The organism is Methylococcus mesophilus, from assembly GCF_026247885.1.
Classification (GTDB): Bacteria; Pseudomonadota; Gammaproteobacteria; order Methylococcales; family Methylococcaceae; genus Methylococcus; species Methylococcus mesophilus.
This window is the reverse complement of sequence record NZ_CP110921.1, coordinates 552,667-571,588: the sequence shown is the minus strand read 5'-3', so window position 1 is coordinate 571,588 and position 18,922 is coordinate 552,667. Positions and strand designations below refer to the sequence as shown.

At 62.8% G+C, this 18,922-nt stretch carries 14 protein-coding genes and 1 pseudogene; 9 read left to right on the top strand and 6 right to left on the bottom strand.

Going from position 1 to position 18,922, the window contains the following annotated elements; all coding sequences use genetic code 11:
- Positions 1-469: 469 nt before the first annotated feature.
- Positions 470-1,834 (top strand): LLM class flavin-dependent oxidoreductase, encoded by a 1,365-nt coding sequence (locus tag OOT43_RS02735; protein WP_266023148.1) that lies wholly within the window; start codon positions 470-472, stop codon positions 1,832-1,834.
- A 49-nt stretch (positions 1,835-1,883) separates the two neighbouring features.
- On the opposite strand, the gene OOT43_RS02730 is transcribed toward OOT43_RS02735, so the two are convergent.
- The 3 genes from OOT43_RS02730 to OOT43_RS02720 are packed head-to-tail and all read right to left on the bottom strand — an operon-like array spanning position 1,884 to position 4,616.
- Positions 1,884-3,239, bottom strand: a complete 1,356-nt coding sequence (locus OOT43_RS02730; protein WP_266023147.1) for an ATP-binding protein — start codon at positions 3,237-3,239, stop codon at positions 1,884-1,886.
- Positions 3,236-3,943: a response regulator gene (locus tag OOT43_RS02725; RefSeq protein ID WP_317134044.1), complete on the bottom strand. Its 708-nt coding sequence runs from the start codon at positions 3,941-3,943 to the stop codon at positions 3,236-3,238. The genes OOT43_RS02730 and OOT43_RS02725 overlap by 4 nt, the downstream gene beginning before the upstream one ends.
- Positions 3,927-4,616 carry a cytochrome b/b6 domain-containing protein gene (locus OOT43_RS02720; RefSeq protein WP_266023145.1) on the bottom strand — a complete coding sequence of 230 codons (690 nt, stop codon included), beginning with the start codon at positions 4,614-4,616 and terminating at the stop codon, positions 3,927-3,929. The genes OOT43_RS02725 and OOT43_RS02720 overlap by 17 nt, the downstream gene beginning before the upstream one ends.
- A 144-nt stretch (positions 4,617-4,760) precedes the next feature.
- Between OOT43_RS02720 and OOT43_RS02715 the strand changes: the two genes are divergently transcribed.
- Complete coding sequence (locus OOT43_RS02715; RefSeq protein WP_266023144.1) at positions 4,761-7,247, top strand: cation-translocating P-type ATPase; 2,487 nt, start codon at positions 4,761-4,763, stop codon at positions 7,245-7,247.
- 6 nt (positions 7,248-7,253) lie between these two features.
- Here the strand turns inward: OOT43_RS02715 and OOT43_RS02710 are convergent, their stop codons facing one another.
- Genes OOT43_RS02710 through OOT43_RS02700 form a run of 3 tightly spaced genes read right to left on the bottom strand, consistent with a single transcriptional unit; the run spans position 7,254 to position 10,032 of the window.
- A complete protein-coding gene (locus OOT43_RS02710) occupies positions 7,254-7,583 on the bottom strand; it encodes a 4Fe-4S binding protein (protein WP_266023143.1) in 330 nt (109 codons plus the stop codon).
- Positions 7,580-9,196 carry an FAD-dependent oxidoreductase gene (locus OOT43_RS02705; RefSeq protein ID WP_266023142.1) on the bottom strand — a complete coding sequence of 539 codons (1,617 nt, stop codon included), beginning with the start codon at positions 9,194-9,196 and terminating at the stop codon, positions 7,580-7,582. Before OOT43_RS02705 ends, OOT43_RS02710 begins: the two co-directional genes overlap by 4 nt.
- Before the next feature lie 29 nt (positions 9,197-9,225).
- On the bottom strand, positions 9,226-10,032 hold the full coding sequence (locus tag OOT43_RS02700; RefSeq protein ID WP_266023141.1) for a class I SAM-dependent methyltransferase: 807 nt from the start codon (positions 10,030-10,032) through the stop codon (positions 9,226-9,228).
- A 515-nt stretch (positions 10,033-10,547) separates the two neighbouring features.
- Here OOT43_RS02700 and fae point away from each other — a divergent pair.
- From fae to OOT43_RS20435, 7 genes and pseudogenes are all read left to right on the top strand, one after another.
- Positions 10,548-11,060 (top strand): formaldehyde-activating enzyme, encoded by a 513-nt coding sequence (fae, locus tag OOT43_RS02695; RefSeq protein ID WP_266024980.1) that lies wholly within the window; start codon positions 10,548-10,550, stop codon positions 11,058-11,060.
- 161 nt (positions 11,061-11,221) lie between these two features.
- Positions 11,222-11,590, top strand: coding sequence for a rhodanese-like domain-containing protein (locus OOT43_RS02690; protein WP_266023140.1), 369 nt, complete (start codon positions 11,222-11,224; stop codon positions 11,588-11,590).
- Positions 11,591-11,900: 310 nt separating this feature from the next.
- On the top strand, positions 11,901-13,481 hold the full coding sequence (locus OOT43_RS02685; protein ID WP_266023139.1) for a hypothetical protein: 1,581 nt from the start codon (positions 11,901-11,903) through the stop codon (positions 13,479-13,481).
- Positions 13,482-13,953: 472 nt separating this feature from the next.
- Positions 13,954-15,000, top strand: a complete 1,047-nt coding sequence (locus tag OOT43_RS02680) for an IS110 family RNA-guided transposase (protein WP_266023138.1) — start codon at positions 13,954-13,956, stop codon at positions 14,998-15,000.
- A 342-nt stretch (positions 15,001-15,342) separates the two neighbouring features.
- Positions 15,343-16,448, top strand: a protein-coding gene (locus OOT43_RS02675; RefSeq protein ID WP_394358030.1) for an IS3 family transposase whose coding sequence is annotated in 2 segments (ribosomal slippage) — positions 15,343-15,601 and positions 15,601-16,448 — 1,107 coding nt in all. Because the reading frame shifts where the segments join, the coding sequence is not laid out codon by codon here.
- A 185-nt stretch (positions 16,449-16,633) separates the two neighbouring features.
- Positions 16,634-18,112 carry a DcaP family trimeric outer membrane transporter gene (locus tag OOT43_RS02670; protein WP_266023136.1) on the top strand — a complete coding sequence of 493 codons (1,479 nt, stop codon included), beginning with the start codon at positions 16,634-16,636 and terminating at the stop codon, positions 18,110-18,112.
- Between the two features lie 256 nt (positions 18,113-18,368).
- Positions 18,369-18,896 (top strand): annotated as a pseudogene (locus OOT43_RS20435) (hypothetical protein); the annotation flags it as partial.
- Positions 18,897-18,922: the final 26 nt, after the last annotated feature.

Below are 18,922 nucleotides of genomic sequence, written 5' to 3'. Positions count from 1 at the left end.
GGCGTCGATAGCGGGCTCCTCGCTGGCTGGATGCGTTTGGCTGCATCAGAATGCGTGCCATGTTCCGTTCCCTATCAACCGCAGTACCGCCAAGCTAAGCCGTTCACTGAGCGGAGTCGAAGCGAACAAGCGGGCTTCGGCTCGGATCAGCCGGTGCGACTCGGTTCTGCCGGCGGAAGGCCGAGTTTGGGTGGCCCCTAACGCCTTGGCGTCGACCTCCGCCGGAGTGATAGACGGCACTGCTGCTATTCGATCAGCACTTCACTGCTGGTCGGTTGGTGGCTCGGGGGCACTCGCTATGTCCCAGACATTGTCCGGCATTCACTGAACCGCAAATTCGGCCGGTTTCAAGACGATCGCTCCGATGGCATGGATTTTGGGGGAGTGAAAAGGTGTGGCAACACGCAAGACCCGATTCGCACGTCGAAGCGGCTCGGGCTCGATTCCCCTTAGCTTGCTGGAGACCTTCATGAGCAAAAAACGCCAAATCAAGCTCGGCGCGTTCCTCGCCCCCACCGGCCACCATGCCGCTTCCTGGCGCCATCCGGATACCCACCCGGCCGGCGGGACCGATTTCGAGCACTTCAAGAAGCTCGCGGCCATCGCCGAGAAAGCCAAATTCGACGCGATCTTCACCGCCGACAGCGACGGCATCTGGTCGCGTTCCGCGGACAAGGAAGTGCTGCGCCGCGACGGCCACGGACCGGGCTTCGAGCCGATCACGCTGTACTCGGCGCTATCCGCCGTGACCAAGAACATCGGCTTCGTGGCGACGGCCTCGACCACCTATAACGACCCTTACCACATCGCCCGCAAGTACGCCTCGCTGGATCTCATCAGCGGCGGCCGCGCCGGCTGGAACGTGGTGACCTCGGGCAATCGGGATGCCGCCTACAACTTCGGCCTGGAGGCCCATCCCGATCACGGCGACCGTTACCGCCGCGCCACCGAATTCGTCGAAGTGGTGAAAGGCCTGTGGGACAGCTGGGAAGACGATGCCCTCATCTACGACAAGGCAAGCGGCGTCTTCGCCGATCCCGACAAGCTGCATACGCTGAACCACAAGGGCGAGTTCTACAGCGTGCGAGGGCCTCTGAACGTACCGCGCTCGCCCCAGGGGCATCCGGTACTGGTCCAGGCAGGCGCATCGGAGCCGGGCAAGGAACTGGGCGCGCGCTACGCCGATGCCATCTTCGCCGCCTGGCAGACGCTGGAAGATGCACAAGCCTTCTACAAGGACGTCAAGAGCCGTGCGCCCAGGTACGGCCGCAACCCCGACCACATCAAGATTTTGCCCGGCGTCTACCCGGTGATCGGCCGCACCGAGCAGGAGGCCAAGGACAAGCTGGAGCAGCTGCGCGCCCTGATCGATCCCAAGGTCGGGCTGTCCCTGCTGAGCACATTGGGCGGCCTGGACACCCTGAGCGCCTACGACCTCGACGGTCCGGTGCCCACCGATTTGCCGGAAACCAACGACAACAAGAGCCGTCAACGCCTGCTGCTGGAACTGGCGGCAAGGGAAAACCTGACCATCCGCGGCCTCTACGAATGGGTCGCGGGCGCCCGCGGCCACCGCGTCATCCACGGCACGCCGGAAAGCATCGCCGACCAGCTGGAAGAATGGTTCGTCAACGGCGCCGCCGACGGCTTCAACCTGCTGGCGCCGACGTATCCGACCGGCCTGGTCGAGTTCGCGGAGCTGGTCATCCCCATCCTGCAGAAGCGCGGGCTGTTCCGCACCGAGTACGAAGCTTCCACCTTGCGCGGCAACCTGGGACTGCCGATCCCGGAGAACCGCTATGCTGCGGCCCGGCTTCAGGCGAAGTCGGCCTGATCCCCCGCGAAAGCGCTGCCGGCTCCTTCCGGGAGGGCGGCAGCGCCGTTCAGACACCGGGACGGGAGTGGTCGATGGGAAAACTTACCGCCACTCTCAGCCCTTTCCCGCCTCCGCCCTCGTTCATCGAAATACGGGCGCCATGCAAGTCCGCAATGCGGGCGACGATCGACAGCCCCAGCCCGGAGCCGGACGCTTCGGTGCCGACGATCCGGTAAAACCGTTGCAGGACCTGTTCTCTTTCGGCTGCCGGGATGCCGGGGCCTTGATCGACGACTTCGAGCCGGGCTTGTTCCTTCTGCATGGACAGCCGCACCGCAACTCGGCTTCCTCCGGGGCTGTAGCGGACGGCGTTGTCCACCAGATTGCGCACCATGACCTGCAGCAGGGTTTCTTCGCCGCGGACGAACACCGGCGCGGGGGCGACGAGTTCGAGTTCGACGCCCCGGTCGTAGGCGGAAGGGCCCAAGTCGGTCAGGACGACACGTGCGGCTTGGGCGAGATCGCAGAGCGCGGCGGGGGGGGGCGTGATGGTCGCATCCAGGCGTGCCAGCGTCAGCAACTGTTCGGTGAGGCGGGTCGCGCGGTCGCATCCGGCCAACACTTTGTCCAGGGCTAGTTGTCGTTCCGCCTCGTCTGCGGCCGCCCGGGCGACCTGCGCCTGGGCCCGGATGGCGGCGATCGGGGTGCGCAACTCATGGGCGGCATCGGCAATGAAACGCCGTTCGTTTTCCAGCGAATGCTGGATACGAAGGAACAGTGCATTGAGCTGGTTCACCAGTGGAATAATTTCGGCGGGCGCCTGCTCCGTCAGGATCGGTTCCATCCGTTGGGCGTCACGGGCCGAGATTTCCCGCGCCATTGTGTTGAGCGGTTTGAGCCCCCGCCCGATGGCGAACGCCAGTATGCCGGCGAGTAGGGGCAGTGCGAGCCCTAAGGGGGCGAGCAGCTGTTCGGCGATTTCAGCGCTGACATCTTCCCGCGCTTCGACGCGTTCACCGACCTGGATCAGCACCCCTTGGGCTGTGCTGCGCAAGCTGAATACTCGCCACCGCTTACCTTCCGTGGTCTGGGTGCTGAAGCCTGTGTCGGCGGGGGATAGCCGGCCCGCCGGAGCGGAAGCCGAGTGCAGCCGCAGCCTCCGGTGGCTGTCCCAGATTTGGAAAGCCACCTGGCGCTCATAGCGGTGAAGGCGGGGAGTGTGTTCCAGTTCGATCTCGTCCGCTTCCTCCCCCAACAGGGCCAGCAGGATGGAGGCGGATTGCGCCAGATGCGCGTCGAGCAGTTCGTCCAGCTCGTGCCTCGCCTTGAAATAGCCGGCCGCAGCCACCGCGATCCAGGCGACCGCCACGGTGGCCAGCACGCCGACCAGCAAGCGCAGGCGCAGTGAGCCCGCCGGCTTCATCGCAAGTCCCTTGGGATCATGTAGCCCACGCCGCGCAGCGTGACGATCGCATCCGCGGCGAGTTTCCGGCGCAGGTGATGGATGTGTACCTCGATGGCGTTGGACTCGATCTCCTCTCCCCAGGGATACAAGCGCTGGATGAGCTGTTCCTTGGACAGCACGCGTCCGGCTTCTTGGGCCAACTCGTGCAGCAGTGCGAATTCCCGGCCCGAAAGCTCCACCGGCTGGCCCCGGAAGCTGACCCTGTGGCCGGCCGGGTCCAGTACCAGCGGGCCGACTTCCAGTGCCGGCGCCGCTTGGCCGGCGCTGCGGCGGATCAGTGCACGCAGGCGGGCCGCCAGTTCGCCCAGGTCGCAGGGCTTGACGAGGTAGTCGTCGGCGCCGGCATCGAGCCACGCGATGCGGTCGGCTACCGCGTCGCGGGCGGTCAGGATCAGGACCGGCAGCGGGTTTTTTGCTTCCCTCAGCCGTTTGAGCAGTTCAAGGCCCGCTAGTTTCGGCAGACCCAGATCGAGTACCAGGGCGGCAAAGGTTTCGGTGTTCAGCGCGTGCCAAGCGGAGAGCCCGTCCCGGACCCAGTCCGGGGAGAACCCGGCCTGCTTCAGCCTGGCCCGCAGGCCGTCCCCGAGCAAGGCGTCGTCTTCGACGAGCAATATCCGCATGGTTTCGATCTCTGTGAGTCGGGGTTCAATCGTCGTCTTCATCCTTTTCTTGCGGCCCGGCCGAGCCGAAGAGCGAAGACCGGGCGGTTTCCGCGTGCGTTCCGGCATCGTAGACGGACCAGCCCCAGAATCCCAGGAGGCCAGCCAGCAAGAACAGCCCCGCCAGCGGACGGGGGCTGGGGATGGCTTGTCCGGCCTCGCCTTGCTTCCTGCCGGTGAGCATCGCCAGGGTCAGATTTTCGCCGTGCAGGCGGCTGCTGACGATGACCCCCAGGATATGCACGGCGACTACCGCCAGCATGGCATTGGAGAAGAATTCATGTACCTCTTCCAGCCATTCGCCGCCGGAGTCCTCTAACACCATCCAGCCGGAAACCCCGCTGGCGATGCCCAGGAGCAGCAGCAAAACGACGAAAACCGCGCCTGCCGGGTTATGGCCGACATGATGCTCCGGCCTGCCGTCGGCCAAACTCTTCAGATATCGGGTGATGGCGGACGGGCCGCGTACGAACTCGGCGAAGCGGGCGTAGCGTGTGCCGGTAAATCCCCAGATCAGGCGGAATGCGATCAGGCCGGCCAGGGTGTAGCCGAGCAGCACGTGGATATCCCGCCAGCGCTCGCTTTCGGCAGTGAGATAAGCACCGGCGAAGCTCAGCGCGAGGGTCCAGTGAAAGATTCGGGTGGGAAGGTCCCATACCAGGATGCGTTGTTTCATGTGTGGTGGTCTCCTGTGGATGTGCGACGGAGGCCAGCATGCGGGGGATCGATTAAGCGAACATTATGGCGATACGTCCGGTTCGAGAGAGATAGAGGCCATAATGGAAGCATGTGATCTTGTTCGCCAATAACCCACTAAGCCATGCGCCGAGACGTCTCAGCATCACGCTTTAACGACCTGCCCAGAGAAGACGAGGGCTTGGATGCCGTCGAAGCGGCGGCCCGGCGAGTTCGTTACGGGGCCAACGAGATTCTGGAAGTCGTAGGCAACCCCTGGGCCGGTTTGGCGCAGGAGACGCTGAAGGATCCGATGATCTGGTTCCTGATCGGGACCGGCGGTGTTTATGCCGCCTTGGGCAGCTATACCGAGGCGGCGACCTTGCTGCTGGCGATTCTTCCCCTCGTCGGCATGGATGCTTTCCTGCATCGCCGCACACAGGCTTCCACCGAAGGCCTGAGCCGCCAACTGGCCCAGAAGGCACGGGTCATCCGGGACGGCGTTGTGGTGGAGATGCCCGCAGTCGAGCTGGTGCCGGGGGACTGGGTGCAGGTGGCTACCGGCGAACCGTTTCCCGCCGACGGGCTGATCATCGGCGGCGAAAACCTGCAGGCGGATGAATCTTCGCTGACCGGCGAATCCTTGCCGGCGCCCAAGCGGCCGATGGCGCGTTGGCCCGCGGCCCGGTCTTCCGGGCAGGCGGTCTGGATCGGGGGCGAGCATTGGGGGTTCGCCGGTACCCGGTTGCTGACCGGCGAGGCCAAGTTCCGTGTCGTGTATACCGGCGCGCAGACCCTTTACGGGGAGATCGTCCACGCGGCGGCGCAAGGCGGCCGTGAACGTACGCCGCTGCAAAACGCCATCGGTCATCTGGTCGGCTTACTGGTCGTCAGCGCCGGGGTGCTGTGCCTGATCCTGGCCGGCGTGCGGTTGCGCCAGGGGCATGACTGGGTCGATGCCCTGGTCAGCGCCGCGACTTTGGCTGTGGCGGCATTGCCAGAAGAGTTTCCGGTGGTGTTCACGGTCTTTCTGGGCGTCGGAGTGTATCGGCTGGCCCGGCGGAAGGCGCTGGTCCGGCGCGGGGTCTCGGTGGAAAATATCGGCCGTCTCACCTGCATCTGCTCGGACAAGACCGGCACGATCACCGAAGGCCGATTGCGGCTGGAGCATCTGTATCCTGCGGAGACGAGTTCGGACGCCGAGCTCCTGCACCTGGCGGCGCTCGCCAGCCGGGCCGAAACCGGCGATCCCATGGACTTGGCGATCATCGAGCGCCTGGCCGACGCGCCCGACCGGAAGACGCCGGATTCCATCCTCGCCACGTATCCCTATACCGAGCAGCGGCGGCGCGAAACCGCCGTGCTGAAGCTGGACGGGGAGATTCTGGCGGCGAGCAAAGGTTCGCCGGAAATCATGCTGGCGATCTCGGACCTGGATTCCGCCCGGCGGGCCGAGTGGAGCGACCAGGTCGACCGCCTAGCCGCCCAAGGGCACAAGGTGCTTGCCTGTGTTTACTGGAGATTGGGTGAACGCTGGTCGGGCGGGGAGCCGGACCGCAACGGCAGCTTCGCCGGCCTGCTGGCCTGCGAAGACCCGGTTCGGGGTGGTGTGCCCGAGGCCGTCCGGCAATGCCGGGAAGCCGGGATAAGGCTCATCATGGTCACCGGCGACCATCCGGCCACGGCGGCCTGCGTCGCGAGGGAAATCGGCCTGGGTGACCCTGTCCCAGGGGTCCTATCGGGTGACGAGATGGCGAAACGGCTGGAGAACGGCGCGACCACGGACCTCGGAAAGGTCGACGTAGTGGCGCGTGCCCTGCCGGCCCAGAAGTTGGATCTGGTGCGGGCCCTGAAGGCGGAAGGGGAAATCGTTGCCGTCACCGGCGACGGGGTCAACGATGTGCCCGCCTTGCAGGCCGCCGACATCGGAGTGGCGATGGGCGGGCGCGGCACACGGAGCGCGAGAGAAGCCGCCTCCATCGTCCTGCTGGACGACGATTTCAGCACCATCGTGCATGCCATCGCCGAAGGCCGGCAGCTGTTCCGCAATTTACAGATGAGCTTCTTGTACATCCTGATGATCCACATCCCGCTGGTCGTCACCGCGACTTTCATTCCGCTCGCGGGCTATCCCATCCTCTATCTGCCCATCCACATCGTTTGGCTGGAGGCGATCATTCACCCGACGGCGCTGCTGGTGTTCCAGGAGCTGCCGGCGCGCGGTCCGCTGCAACCGGTGCGCAGACGGCAGGCAAAGCGGTTTTTCGGCACGATGGAGTGGGTCATGATCGCCCTGGCCGGCGCCCTGCTGACGGCGTTGATCATCTGGAGCTATGACCGCAGCCTGCTGCCCGGCCGCAACGTCGAGCATGCCCGGGCCATGGCCATGGTGGTGCTGTCCTGTGCCAGCGCCGCGATCACGGCGGTGTTGAGCCGGCTGCGCACCGGAGCTGCCTGGTTCATGTCCTTGGCGACTTTAGTGCTGACCGGGCTGCTGGTGCAGACGCCGGTGTTGGCGAGCTATCTGCACCTGCAGCCTTTGCATCGCGACGACTGGCTCATCGCTGCCGTCGGCGGCTTCCTGTCGGTGGCCGCGCCCATTCTCATTTGTTCGGTTCGGCGCAATTCTTAGGCGCTGTCAGCGCATGGTCTGCAACAGCCTCCAGCTTAGATCCGAATCTGCGCCCCGGCCTCGCTCCTTGGCCCAGCCGATGGCGCTGCGGTAGCTGCCCAGCAGCGCGGCATCGGCCAGCTCGGTCTCATCGACCTCGACCGGCTCTTCCGCCTGCGGGGCGACGTACAGCGCGTCCACCGGGCAATAAGCCTCGCACAGGAAGCAGGTCTGGCAGTCGTGCTTGCGGGCGATGACCGGGAGGTTTCCTGCGATTTCGGCGAACACGTTGGTAGGGCAGACCCTGACGCAGATGTTGCACGCAATGCAGCGGGTTTGGCTGAGCAGTTCGATCATGAGGCCAGCGCCTCCTCCGCCCGTTCCACTGCTTCGGGACGCACTTGGACCCGATCGAGGCCGCTGCTGATCAACCGGTGATGGAGGCGGGGATCGCGCTCCGGGTAATCCTCGCGCTTGTGCATGCCGCGGCTTTCGGTGCGGGCCAGGGCGCTGGCATACATCCAGCGGGCGGTCGCCGCCATGGCCGCGGCTTCCCGTGCCCGGAGCGGATCGGCGGGCGCGAGGCCGCGGCGGATGTTTTTCCACAGCCCGTCCAGTTTCCGCAGCGATTCCGACAGGACCGGCCCGGTGCGGAACAGGTTCTTCTCGAAGGGAAAGACCTCGGCTTGCACCGCAGCTACGGCCTCCGGGGCGGTCAAGCCCGACAGCCCGGCCGCCTGGGGTTGCAGGCCGGCTTCACCCAGGTGGACCAGCCTGAGCTGTTTTCCGGGATGACGTCTGGCATGCCGCGCTGCACCCTGGCCGGCCCAGATGCCCGAAGATATCGCCCAGGCCGCGTTGTGGCTGCCGCCGCCGGTGAAGGCGCCGCAGATCGGTTCGCGGGTGGCGGCGTCGCCGGCGGCGTAGAGGCCGGGTACGGTCGTGGCGCACTGGTCGTCGACGATGCGGATGCCGCCGGTGCCGCGCACCGTGCCTTCCAGGCGCAGGGTGACAGGGAACAGTTGGGTGAAGGGGTCGATACCCAAGCGATCGAAAGGCAGGAAGAAATTGGGCTGGGCAGCGCGCATCCAGGCCCGCATGTCGTCCGTGGCACGGTCCAGACGGGCGTAAACCGGCTGGCTCAAGAGGGTCCGGGCGATGGCCGAGCGGCCCTGGTGGGCGCCGGACCCTTCGATTTCGGTGCCGTCCTCGTAATAAAAATTGGCCCAGTTGTAGAACAGGCCCTTGGTGACCGAGGAGAACGCCGGGGCCAGGCCGTAGGCATTGGAGAATTCCATGCCGGAGAGGTCGGCGCCGGCCTCGGCGGCGAACAGATAGCCGTCGCCGGTCAGCACGTTGCATCCCAGCGCCTTGCTGAGGAAGGCGCAGCCGCCGGTGGCGACGACCACGGCCCCGGCTTCCACCGTCCAGCGTTCTCCGGTCTGGCGGTTGATGCCCGCGGCGCCCGCGACCCGGCCTTCGGCGTCGGCCAGCAGTTCCAGCGCCGGGCTGTGGTCCAGAATTTGGACGCCGGCGCGCTGGACCTGCTTGCGCATCAGCCGCATGTATTCGGGGCCTTGCAGGCTGCGGCGCTGGGGCCGGCCGTGCGGATCTTTCGGGAACGGATACCCCCAGGCGCCCAGTTCGTTGACTGCACTGTAAGTCTGATCGAGCACCCGGTGCACCCAGCGGTGATCGGCCAGATAACCGCCCAAGGCGTCCCGGCTGTCGCGGGCCTGACGGCGCGCTTCCGGATCGGGCGGAACGTACCAGACGCCGGTGCCGGAAGGCGCCGTCGCGCCGCTGGTGCCGCAAAAGCCCTTGTCGGCCAGAATCACGCTGGCGCCCTCCCGGACTGCGCTGATGGCGGCCCAGGTTCCGGCCGGTCCGCCTCCGAGTACGAGCACATTTCCGGTGAGTTTGCGGTCGGATTTCGAATGGCCTGCGTTGCTGGATTTGATCTGTCCCATTGGCGTCTCCTGTATGTGAGCGTTCGGGATTACTTTCTTACTGCAACGGCAATGATGCGGCGGCCTTCCAGCCGTATGCCGTCTGGTGTCAGATAGGCGTGGAGTTCCTGCTTGATTTCCCGGAGCGCCTCCTCCCGCAGCTCGTCGGGAAGATGGCCCAGGAAGTTGCCGAAGGAACTCGCCTGCGAGAAGTCAATGGCGGCGTCGGCGTCGCTGTGGCTGATGAGGTTGTCCCGGACTTCTACCTTTTCGATGGAAAATCCGGTGCGGTCCAGCAGCCAGACCAGCTCCGGGACGCTTACCCAATGCGGTGAGCCGGAGCGCGATTCGGGAAAGACGTTGTACGGCTCCCGCGCCAGCACTTCGCGCCGGACTTGCTGGAGGCGGTTGGGATGCTCCTTGGAGCCGGTGGTCAGCCCCAGCCGGCCGCCCGGCTTGAGCACACGGCGGATTTGCTGCAGTGGTTCCTCCTTTTCCGAGAGCCAGTGGAACACGGCGTTCAGGTACACGGCGTCGAAGTTTTCTTCGGAAAATTCGTCCAGGGCGTAGGCGTTGCCGACGAAATAGGAGAGATTCGGTCTGGCTTTGCGCCTGGCGATCTCGATGCGCAATGGCAGGGGATCGATGCCGACCACCGAACCGGCCGGGCCGACGAGGTCCGCGACATGCTCGGCCAGGGAGCCGGTGCCGCAGCCGATGTCCAGGACATGCTCCCCTGCAGCGATGCTCAATTCCTCGGCCAAGTGTTTGCCTTGCACGAATTGGCGGTCGCTACTCAGCTCCTCGTATTTTTCGGCGAGACGTTGGGTGTCGAAAGCCAGGCTCAAAGCGTTCATCTATCGAATTCCTGTCATGGGTGATGTTCAAGGGTGGCGGATCGCCTCCCATCGCCTCGCGCAGGATGCATGCCATACGGCCGATGAGCCGTAAGTGCAGGGATTGCGGGGGTGTATGGGCCTTTGGAGTCCAGTCTCTGGCTTACTTGCAACAGATGGCCAGCACGAAGCTGTTTCTTCGTCAACAGGAAGGGGTTTCGGTCTTCGATGCCGGCAACGCTGGTCCACCTGGTGGTGCCATGGCAGCAGCGGGTCAGCAGACGGTGTCTCTTCGCCAGCACCCGGACGGGGCGGACTGCATATTTCCAATAGTTATCAATTCATCAATGAATGGCACGCGACTTGAATAAACCCCAGTGCGATCAAGATCGCATGCATCGATGCCGGCGCGCTTCATCGGAATCCTGAGTCAATGGGGGATGCCGGACGACTTCCGACTCGGGAATTCCATGGAGAACACAAACATGTCTTTGATAACCAAATTTTTTTCGTTCTTTTCAAGAGAGGAAATCGAAGTGGGGAAAATCAACAAATTGCTGGTGGGCGAAGCACTGGTGGGCGAGGGCAACGAAATCGCCCATATCGACCTGATTCTGGGGCCGCGCGGCAGTGCCGCCGAAACCGCGTTCGCCAACGCGCTGGTCAACAACAAGGACGGGTTCACCACTCTGTTGGCCGTGGTCGCCCCTAACCTAGCGGTGAAGCCGCACACCATCCTTTACAACAAAGTCACCATCAAGAACGGCAAGCAGGCGGTCCAGATCTTCGGGCCGGCTCAGCGCGGCGTGGCACTGGCCGTTGCCGATTCGGTGGAAGACGGCACGATCCCCGCCGACGAAGCCGACGACATCTTCATCTCCGTCGGGGTGTTCATCCACTGGCTGGCGGAAGACGACGCCAAGATCCAGGATTTCAACTACGAAGCGACCCGACTGGCGATCAAGCGGGCCGTAGCCGGCGAGCCCAAGGCTGCTGATGTGGTCGCGAAAAAGTCCAGCGTCGACCATCCATTCCAGGCACACAAATAGGTCTGCGCCCGAAGCCGCTCCGGGATTCCCCGGGGCGGACCCGAATTCTTGAAGTTACCCATCATCCTCTTGGGGTACCTGCCCGGCCCCACGGGCGGGCTTTTTATCTGGACCGGCGGCGGGGGCCGCCGGGTTGGTCAAATCGAAACGGAGTGAACGCCATGCCACATGTCCAGGACATTTTGAAACGCGCCGATGAAGCCACCATCCGCATCGCCAAGGAAATTCCGCCGGAGGATGCACGGGTTTGGATCGACTTGGGGGCGCTGATCATCGACGTACGGGATGAACAGGAGTTCGCGGCTGGAAGGATCCCTGGCGCGATACGCGTCGGGCTCGACCGGCTGGAATCGTCCATCGAGGCTGTTGCGCCTCTTAAGTCAACGCCAGTTCTATTATATTGCAGTCTAGGATTCCGGTCCGCACGTGCCGCCGATGCACTTCAACGGCTGGGCTACGCCAGCGTCGCCTCGCTTGCCGGTGGCTTGAAAGCCTATACGGAAGCGTTCAACGCCAGACAAATTACCTGAATGCGTCTTGCGCAGAATGCTGTGGAGGCGGTTTCTCGGATACATAAAACCAGCCTGGCCTCGCTTTTTTAAACCCAATCGTATACCGAACGATCCCCGTTCAGACTGGCTGCGCCCGTGGTCTGCAGGATGTCACATGATTTTGAGCTTTATTTGAGTATATCGATAGTTAATAAGGTAATTCAATATCAGCTCTTCCCGTCCTTCCCCTTAAGGAGTAGGGGTGCATGTGAAACTACTTTGATGGTCCTTAATAAGTTGTGGTCTTGGGGCGGTCGAAGGGTTGGCGTGTCGTTTCTATTGAATACAGGTGCCTGACAAAGGCTGGCACATAGGGATGTTTTTTCTATTGATTGTTAGGAGTGATATGAAAGCCTCACGTAATTTAATGTTATCCAGCGTACTGAGCCTCGCCGCGGCGCCGGTGTTTTCCGATGGCACTTGGCAGAACCCGGGGCTTGCGCCGAATAACCGCAGCAACATGCATAACGATTCCTACCAGAGTGACAATTACACCGTTCCCGGTCCGAACGCCGCGGTGGGTGCGGACGTAAAATTGGTCACCAATGGGGTGTCGGTGAATCCCGTGACCCACTCGAAAAAGATCGTGCCGTTCGGCGAATGCCTTACGCATACTTTTGACGCGGCCGGCAATCTCTATTCGGTCTGTTATGGATATCCGGTGCCCGGTCAGCAAGGCAAAAAGCAGTTGCTGGCCTTCGATCCGGAAATGCATTTGCTCGCAACGAAAGAGCTGCCGTCCGCGAGCACCAGCCTTACCAACGCCGGCGGGGGAGGCTATTTCTACCTGGACGATTTGGACCGCCCGGTGGTGGTCCAAGGTGACGGCCATCTGGTCGTTTACCAGCCTCTTCTGGGCTCGCCATCGGGGACGGGAACCTTCGTAGCGGCGCGGGATGTCAACCTGAACCGCTTTCTGCCGAAGGGCGACGAACTATATTCGGCCATGCCGGACAAGTCCGGGAATATCTGGTGGGTCAGCAGCCAGGGCATCGTCGGCTACATCGATCCGGACGACAGCGTCCAGGTCTTCGATCTGAACGATCCCGAAGGCGATGGGGTGCGCGTCGCTTCCGATGCCTGGAACTACCAGGAGATTGCGAATTCCATTGCGGTCGATGAAGGGGACGGCGCACATGAAGGAAGCGGCGTTTACGTCGTGTCCACGCACAAGCTGTATCGGTTTGGCCGCCGCGCCGGATCGATAGTGATCGACTGGTCGGAGCGCTACGATCGTGGCAAGGAACAAAAGCCGGGCCAGATCAGCCAGGGATCCGGGACGACGCCGACGGTATTCACTCTCGGGGACCGCCGCTATGTCACCATTGCCGACAACGCCACGCCGATGAATGTCAACATCTATCGCGCCGAAACCGATGTCGGCCAGGAACCGCGTTTGTTCAGCCAGGTCCAGCCGTTCGCTACTAACAAGAGCGCGGACGAAAACAGCATAATTGCCTATCCCACCCAGTCTGGAGTGGCACTATTCGTCGAGAATAATTGGGGTTATACCGGGCCGAAATCCGTGACCGGCAGGAAGATCACGGCTCCGGGCTTTGCCCGTATCGACGTCACGCCCGCGGGGGCGGTGCTTGGCGATGTCAATAAAAAGATATCCGTACCCTCGGTCGTGTCGAAGGGCAATTCGCACAGCGGCGTCGTCTATGTGTACGAGAAGCGTATCGACGGCTATTGGTATCTGACTGGGCTGGCGCCGGACGATTTGAATAAATCGCTGTTCTCGGTGCAAATCGGGGGCGCCAGCGATAATTTCCTTTACAACAACCACTACGCGCCTCTGAGCCTGGCGCCGGACGGCACCCTATACACCGGTAGCCTGTTCGGGATCATTCAGATGCGGTTGTATTGATTGGGGGCTGGTATGTCGCCGGGTACCGACCCGGCGGCCGGCCTTTATGCGATCGGACACCTGGGGTTTTGGACCGATTTAGGGCTTCCAGCATGCCGGAAGATACGATATCTGCGCTTGTGAAGGAGGGCGGTTTCAAATTTGAAGTGCGACAGAGCATTTTGAGTCGAGGATATCCCGCTGAAAGTCTTCGGCTGGGGTTTCGAAACCCAGGCATTTTCTGGGTCATCTTGAGGGTCGCCATTTCTTGCGAAACCCGACGGGACATCCCAGTCACCCTCGGGAGCAAATTGTGGCGACGCCTTTGCCTTCGGTGGCCCGCGCCGTCCGGCGTCCGCCTCGGCTCCGTCCGTCTCTCCGCGACGCACTCCGCCAAGGCTCCCACAATAATGGGATGGTCGCCCCTTCCTTAACCGGCACCGTCGTGCCACCTTGGGGCTTCCCCTTGCACGCTACTGATAAGGAGCATTCCATGACCACGCCCATCATCACCACTGTAGGTCTCGACATCGCGAAGCACGTGATCCAGGTCCATGCGGTGGATACCCGGGGCAAGCCCGTGATCCGTAAGGCGCTCAAGCGTCATCAAGTTCTGCCGTTCTTCGCCAATCTCCCGCTGTGTCTCATCGGCATCGAGGCCTGCAGCGGCGCCCATGATTGGGCTCGGCGCCTGACGGTCTTGGGCCACACGGTCAAGCTGATGGCGCCGCAATTCGTGAAACCTTACGTCAAAGCCAACAAGCACGATGCCGCCGACGCGGAAGCCATCTGCGAGGCGGTGTCCCGGCCCTCCGTGTGTGTCGTCTCCATCGAGGCGCCCGAGCAACAGGCACTGTTGGCTCTGCACCGCGCTCGCCAGGGTTTCGTCACCGCACGAACCGCGCAGGCCAACCAGATCCGCGGCCTTCTCGCCGGATTCGGCCTGGTGGTCCCGAAGGGACTGGCCACCTTGAAGCAGCGTCTTCCTGAAATTCTGGAGGATGCCGAGAACGATCTGCCCGGCGCCTTCCGGGAGCTCCTCCACACGTTGGGGGCTCATCTCGCTGAACTGAATCGCCAGGTGGATGACCTGACCCAGCGCATCGAGGCGGTCCACGGCGCGAACCCCGTGTCCCGCCGACTGGCGCAGATTCCCGGCATCGGTCCGCTCATCGCCACCGCACTGTTAGCCTCGATCGGCGACATCCGGGGATTCGCCAACGGCCGGCAATTGGCGGCCTGGCTGGGCTTGGTACCGAAGCAGTCTTCCACCGGCGGCAAAACCCGGCTCCTCGGCATCAGCAAGCGTGGCGATACCTATCTCCGAACGTTGCTGATTCATGGGGCGCGTTCGGCTCTCCGCACCGCTCAGCGGAGAGCGGACGTCAACGCCGCCTGGCTGACGCGGCTGGCCGATCGGCGTCAACCCAACATCGCGGCGGTGGCCTTGGCTCACAAAAACGTCCGCATCGCCTTCGCGCTCTTGGCGCACGACCAGGACTATCGGCCAAGTGATGTGCCGCAAGCGGCCACCGCCTGAAGTTTCTCCATTTGACGATTGGACCCACCCGAGTTTAACGGAGGGCTTTCCCGCCACATGAATGCTTAGGTGATCCGAACCGATGGCGAGCCGGCGAGACCGGCGTTGGGCGAACCTGCTAGAGTCATGGCGCATCCAGCGCGGCACAGTGATAAGGCCCCAACCCGCAGATTCCATCCGGGACCGAGGGTCACCCTTCCACACGAGTCCAAATGTATGGCTGCATTCTCCCCTTTCTCAACTTCGGTACGAAACGCTTGTCATACTGGGGCGACCATGTATTGACCTGCTCCCCGAGATTAGTCCGGTCGTGATGTAGAGTCTGCCTCGATAGGAGGCGGCATGAAGAAGCGTTTCACCGAAGAACAGATCATTGGCATCCTGAAGGAAGCCGAAGCCGGCCTAAAAGTAGCGGAGCTGTGCCGCAAGCACGGGCTCAGCGAGGCGACGTACTACAACTGGAAAGCGAAATACGGCGGCCTGACAGTGTCGGATGCGCAGCGGCTCAAGGCACTGGAGACCGAGAATGCCCGGCTCAAGCGCCTGCTGGCGGAGGCGATGCTGGACAATGCTGCGTTGAAAGAGGTTGTAGGCCGAAAGTGGTAAGCCCACAAGCCAAGAGGGCGGCGGTCTCCCATCTGATGACAAAGCACCAGATGGGCGTCACGCGGGCTTGTGGGCTGATCGGTATTTCTCGGTCGCTGTATCGCTACGAAGCTAAGCGGCCAGCAGACCAGGAGCTCAAGGAACGACTGTGCGAATTGGCAGCGCAGAAGCGGCGCTATGGGTATCGCCGGCTGCACGTGCTACTTTGCCGAGAGGGTTGGGAAATCAACCGAAAGCGCACCTATCGCGTGTATCACGAGGCCGGCCTGATGGTCCGCAAACGAAAGCGGAAGCGCATTGCCGGCGTGGAGCGCCAAATCAAGGTCGCGCCATCGGCGCCTAACGAGAGTTGGTCTATGGACTATGTTTCGGACGGTTTGGCCGATGGTCGGCGGCTGCGGTGCCTGAATATCGTCGATGACTTCACGAAGCAGTGCTTGGCCATCGAAGTCGATACTTCGCTGCCTGGCAGACGTGTAGTCGGTGTGCTGCAACGGCTGGCAGAGATCCGCGGATTGCCCAAATCAGTCACCGTCGACAACGGCCCCGAGTTTGCCGGCAAGGCTTTGGATGAATGGGCCGATAGCCAAGGACTGTGCTTGAGCTTCATCCAGCCAGGTAAGCCACAGCAGAACGCCTACATCGAAAGCTTCAACGGCAAATTCCGGGATGAATGCCTGAACGAGCATTGGTTCGTCTCGATGCGCCATGCTCGCCAAGTCATTGAGGAGTGGCGTCGGGAATACAATGAGCAACGCCCCCACAGTTCGTTGGCTTACCTGACGCCAGATCAGTTTGCAGACACATTTTTAACCACAGACTCTATGTCCGTTTCGGACTAAATCGGGGAGCAGGTCAGTATGACTCGACGCCGTGTCGGATCCCCTATGTTTTGGCTCCACACGCGATGAAGCCGCAGACTCCGACAAAACATCCGGGCCTACGGCTTCGCGGGGGGCGTCGCACTCGCTCGCTTCGCTCGACTTCCTTGTGCTCCTTCCCGGAAGGCTACGGAAACCTCCCGCGGTTGTCTGCCGCCGCATTGGCGGGCGCCATGCTGGCCTCGAGCGGAGCGGCGTATCCCGCGGAATTCGTGGCCGATCTCAAGGCGCAGCTCGAAGCGATGCAGCGCTCGAACCGGGAGATGGAGGCGCGCATGAAGGCCATGGAACAACTGGTCGCCACGCTGGCGGCCCAGGTTCAACCGGCGGCCTCGCCCAAGCCCACGCCGGAGATGTCGCCGCGCCAGGCGGCCTGGGCGCGGTCCGTGGCGGCGGCGCCCGATACGCAGCGGGCTGAAAAGCAGGCCCATCCCGGCGACGTGTTCCGCACCGAGCCCGAGCCGGGCCGTTTGGGCGAGATTACCTACACCAAGCAAACTACGGTGGATCTCTACGGCTTCATCGAAGCCGATTCCATCTACGACGCGGGCCGCGAGAACCCCGTCTGGCAGGCGACCACCCGCGCCTCGATGATCCCGGTGAACTGCCCCCCGCAAGGCAACGATCCGGGCTGCGGCACCAGCGGCCAGACCACGTTCAGCGCCCGCCAATCGCGCTTCGGCATGAACACCCTATTTCCCACCGCGCTGGGCGACATCAAGACCAAATTCGAATTCGATTTGTTCGGAGTCGGCGCCAACGCCGGCCAAACCGCTTTCCGACTCCGCCATGCCTGGGGCGAACTCGGCCAGTTCGGGGCAGGGCAAACCTGGAGCGTGTTCATGGACACCGACGTCTGGCCCAACATCATCGACTACTGGGGGCCGGGCGGCATGATCTTTCAGCGCCAGCCCCAGTTGCGCTGGACGCCGGACTTGGGTGCCGGCTGGTCAGCGGCGATGTCCTTGGAGTCGCCCAACTCCGCCATCGACTCCGGCAAGGCTCAGACGGTGGACCCGGATCTCGCCAAGACGGTGGCGAGCAAGACCCAGTGGCCCGATCTGGTCGGCCAGATCCGCACCGACCGGGATTGGGGGCATGCCCAGGCCGCCGGCGTGCTGCGTTCCGTCGGCTACCAGGTGACCGGGCGGCGCAACGGCAATCCATCTCAGAATTTCGTCGGCTGGGGTTTCAATTTTTCCGGTGCCTTCAAGACTTTCGGCAAGGACCAGTTGCTCGGCCAGGTGGCCTACGGCCAGGGCATCGCCTCCTATGTCGAGGACGGCGGCGTCGATCTGGCGCCCCAGGCGATGCTGCGCGGTCAGGTCATGCCGCTGCTCGGCGTGCTGGGCTACTACGACCATTACTGGAGCGAGCGCTGGAGTTCGTCCATCGGTTACAGCGAGACGCTGCAGGACAATTCGGGGGGGCAGAATCCCGATGCCTTCCATATCGGCCGGTATGCCTCGGTCAACCTGCTTTATGCGCCGATGCCGAAGTTCCTGGCCGGCATCGAAATGATGTGGGCGAGGCGGGAGAACAAGAACGGCGATGCGGCCAACGATCCGCGCGTCCAGTTTTCCGTACGCTACAACTACGATGTTCATTTCCATCCCTCGTTTTGAGCGCGCAGACCCCATATAGCCGGTAAGACTTAAATCATTCGAAAATAATCGTCTGATATAAAAACACCTATTGATATTCTTTTATTGCGAACTTAGGCCTGTAGCTGACCGGACGACCGGAAGCCGGCGCACTCGATAGGGGGCGTCGGCTTTTTTTTGGGCAAGGAATCAGGGAGAGCGTTTCTGATGGAGTGCTGAGCCACGGCGATAGAGGCTTCCCGTTCAATCAACACGTCATTATTCAAGGAGTTAAGAAATGGCTGAAATAGAAGCGAAACAATTGGCTCTGAGCGATGCCGCGGCCCGTCAGTTGGCCAATGCCACCAAGACTGTCCCCCAGCTGTCCACTATCTCGCCCCGATGGCTGGTGCACCTGCTGCCCTGGGTGGGCGTGGAGGCTGGCATCTACCGTGTGAACCGGGTGCTGGACGCATCCCGTGTGCTGACTGCCTGCTCGCAGCGGGATGAGAGCGACCTGCCGCAGACTTTCGTCGACTACGACGAGAATCCGCGGGAATATTTCCTCAGCGCGGTGACTACACTGGTGGACGTCCATACCCGCGTTTCGGATCTGTACAGCAGCCCGCACGACCAGATTCAGCAGCAGCTGCGCCTGACCATCGAAACCGTCAAGGAACGGCAGGAAGACGAACTCGTCAACAATCCGGAATACGGGCTATTGCACAACATCGCGCCCGAGCAGCGCATTTCGACGCTGAGCGGCGCGCCGACACCGGACGATCTGGACGAGCTGATCACCAAGGTCTGGAAGGAACCGGCCTTCTTCCTGGCGCATCCCAAGGCCATCGC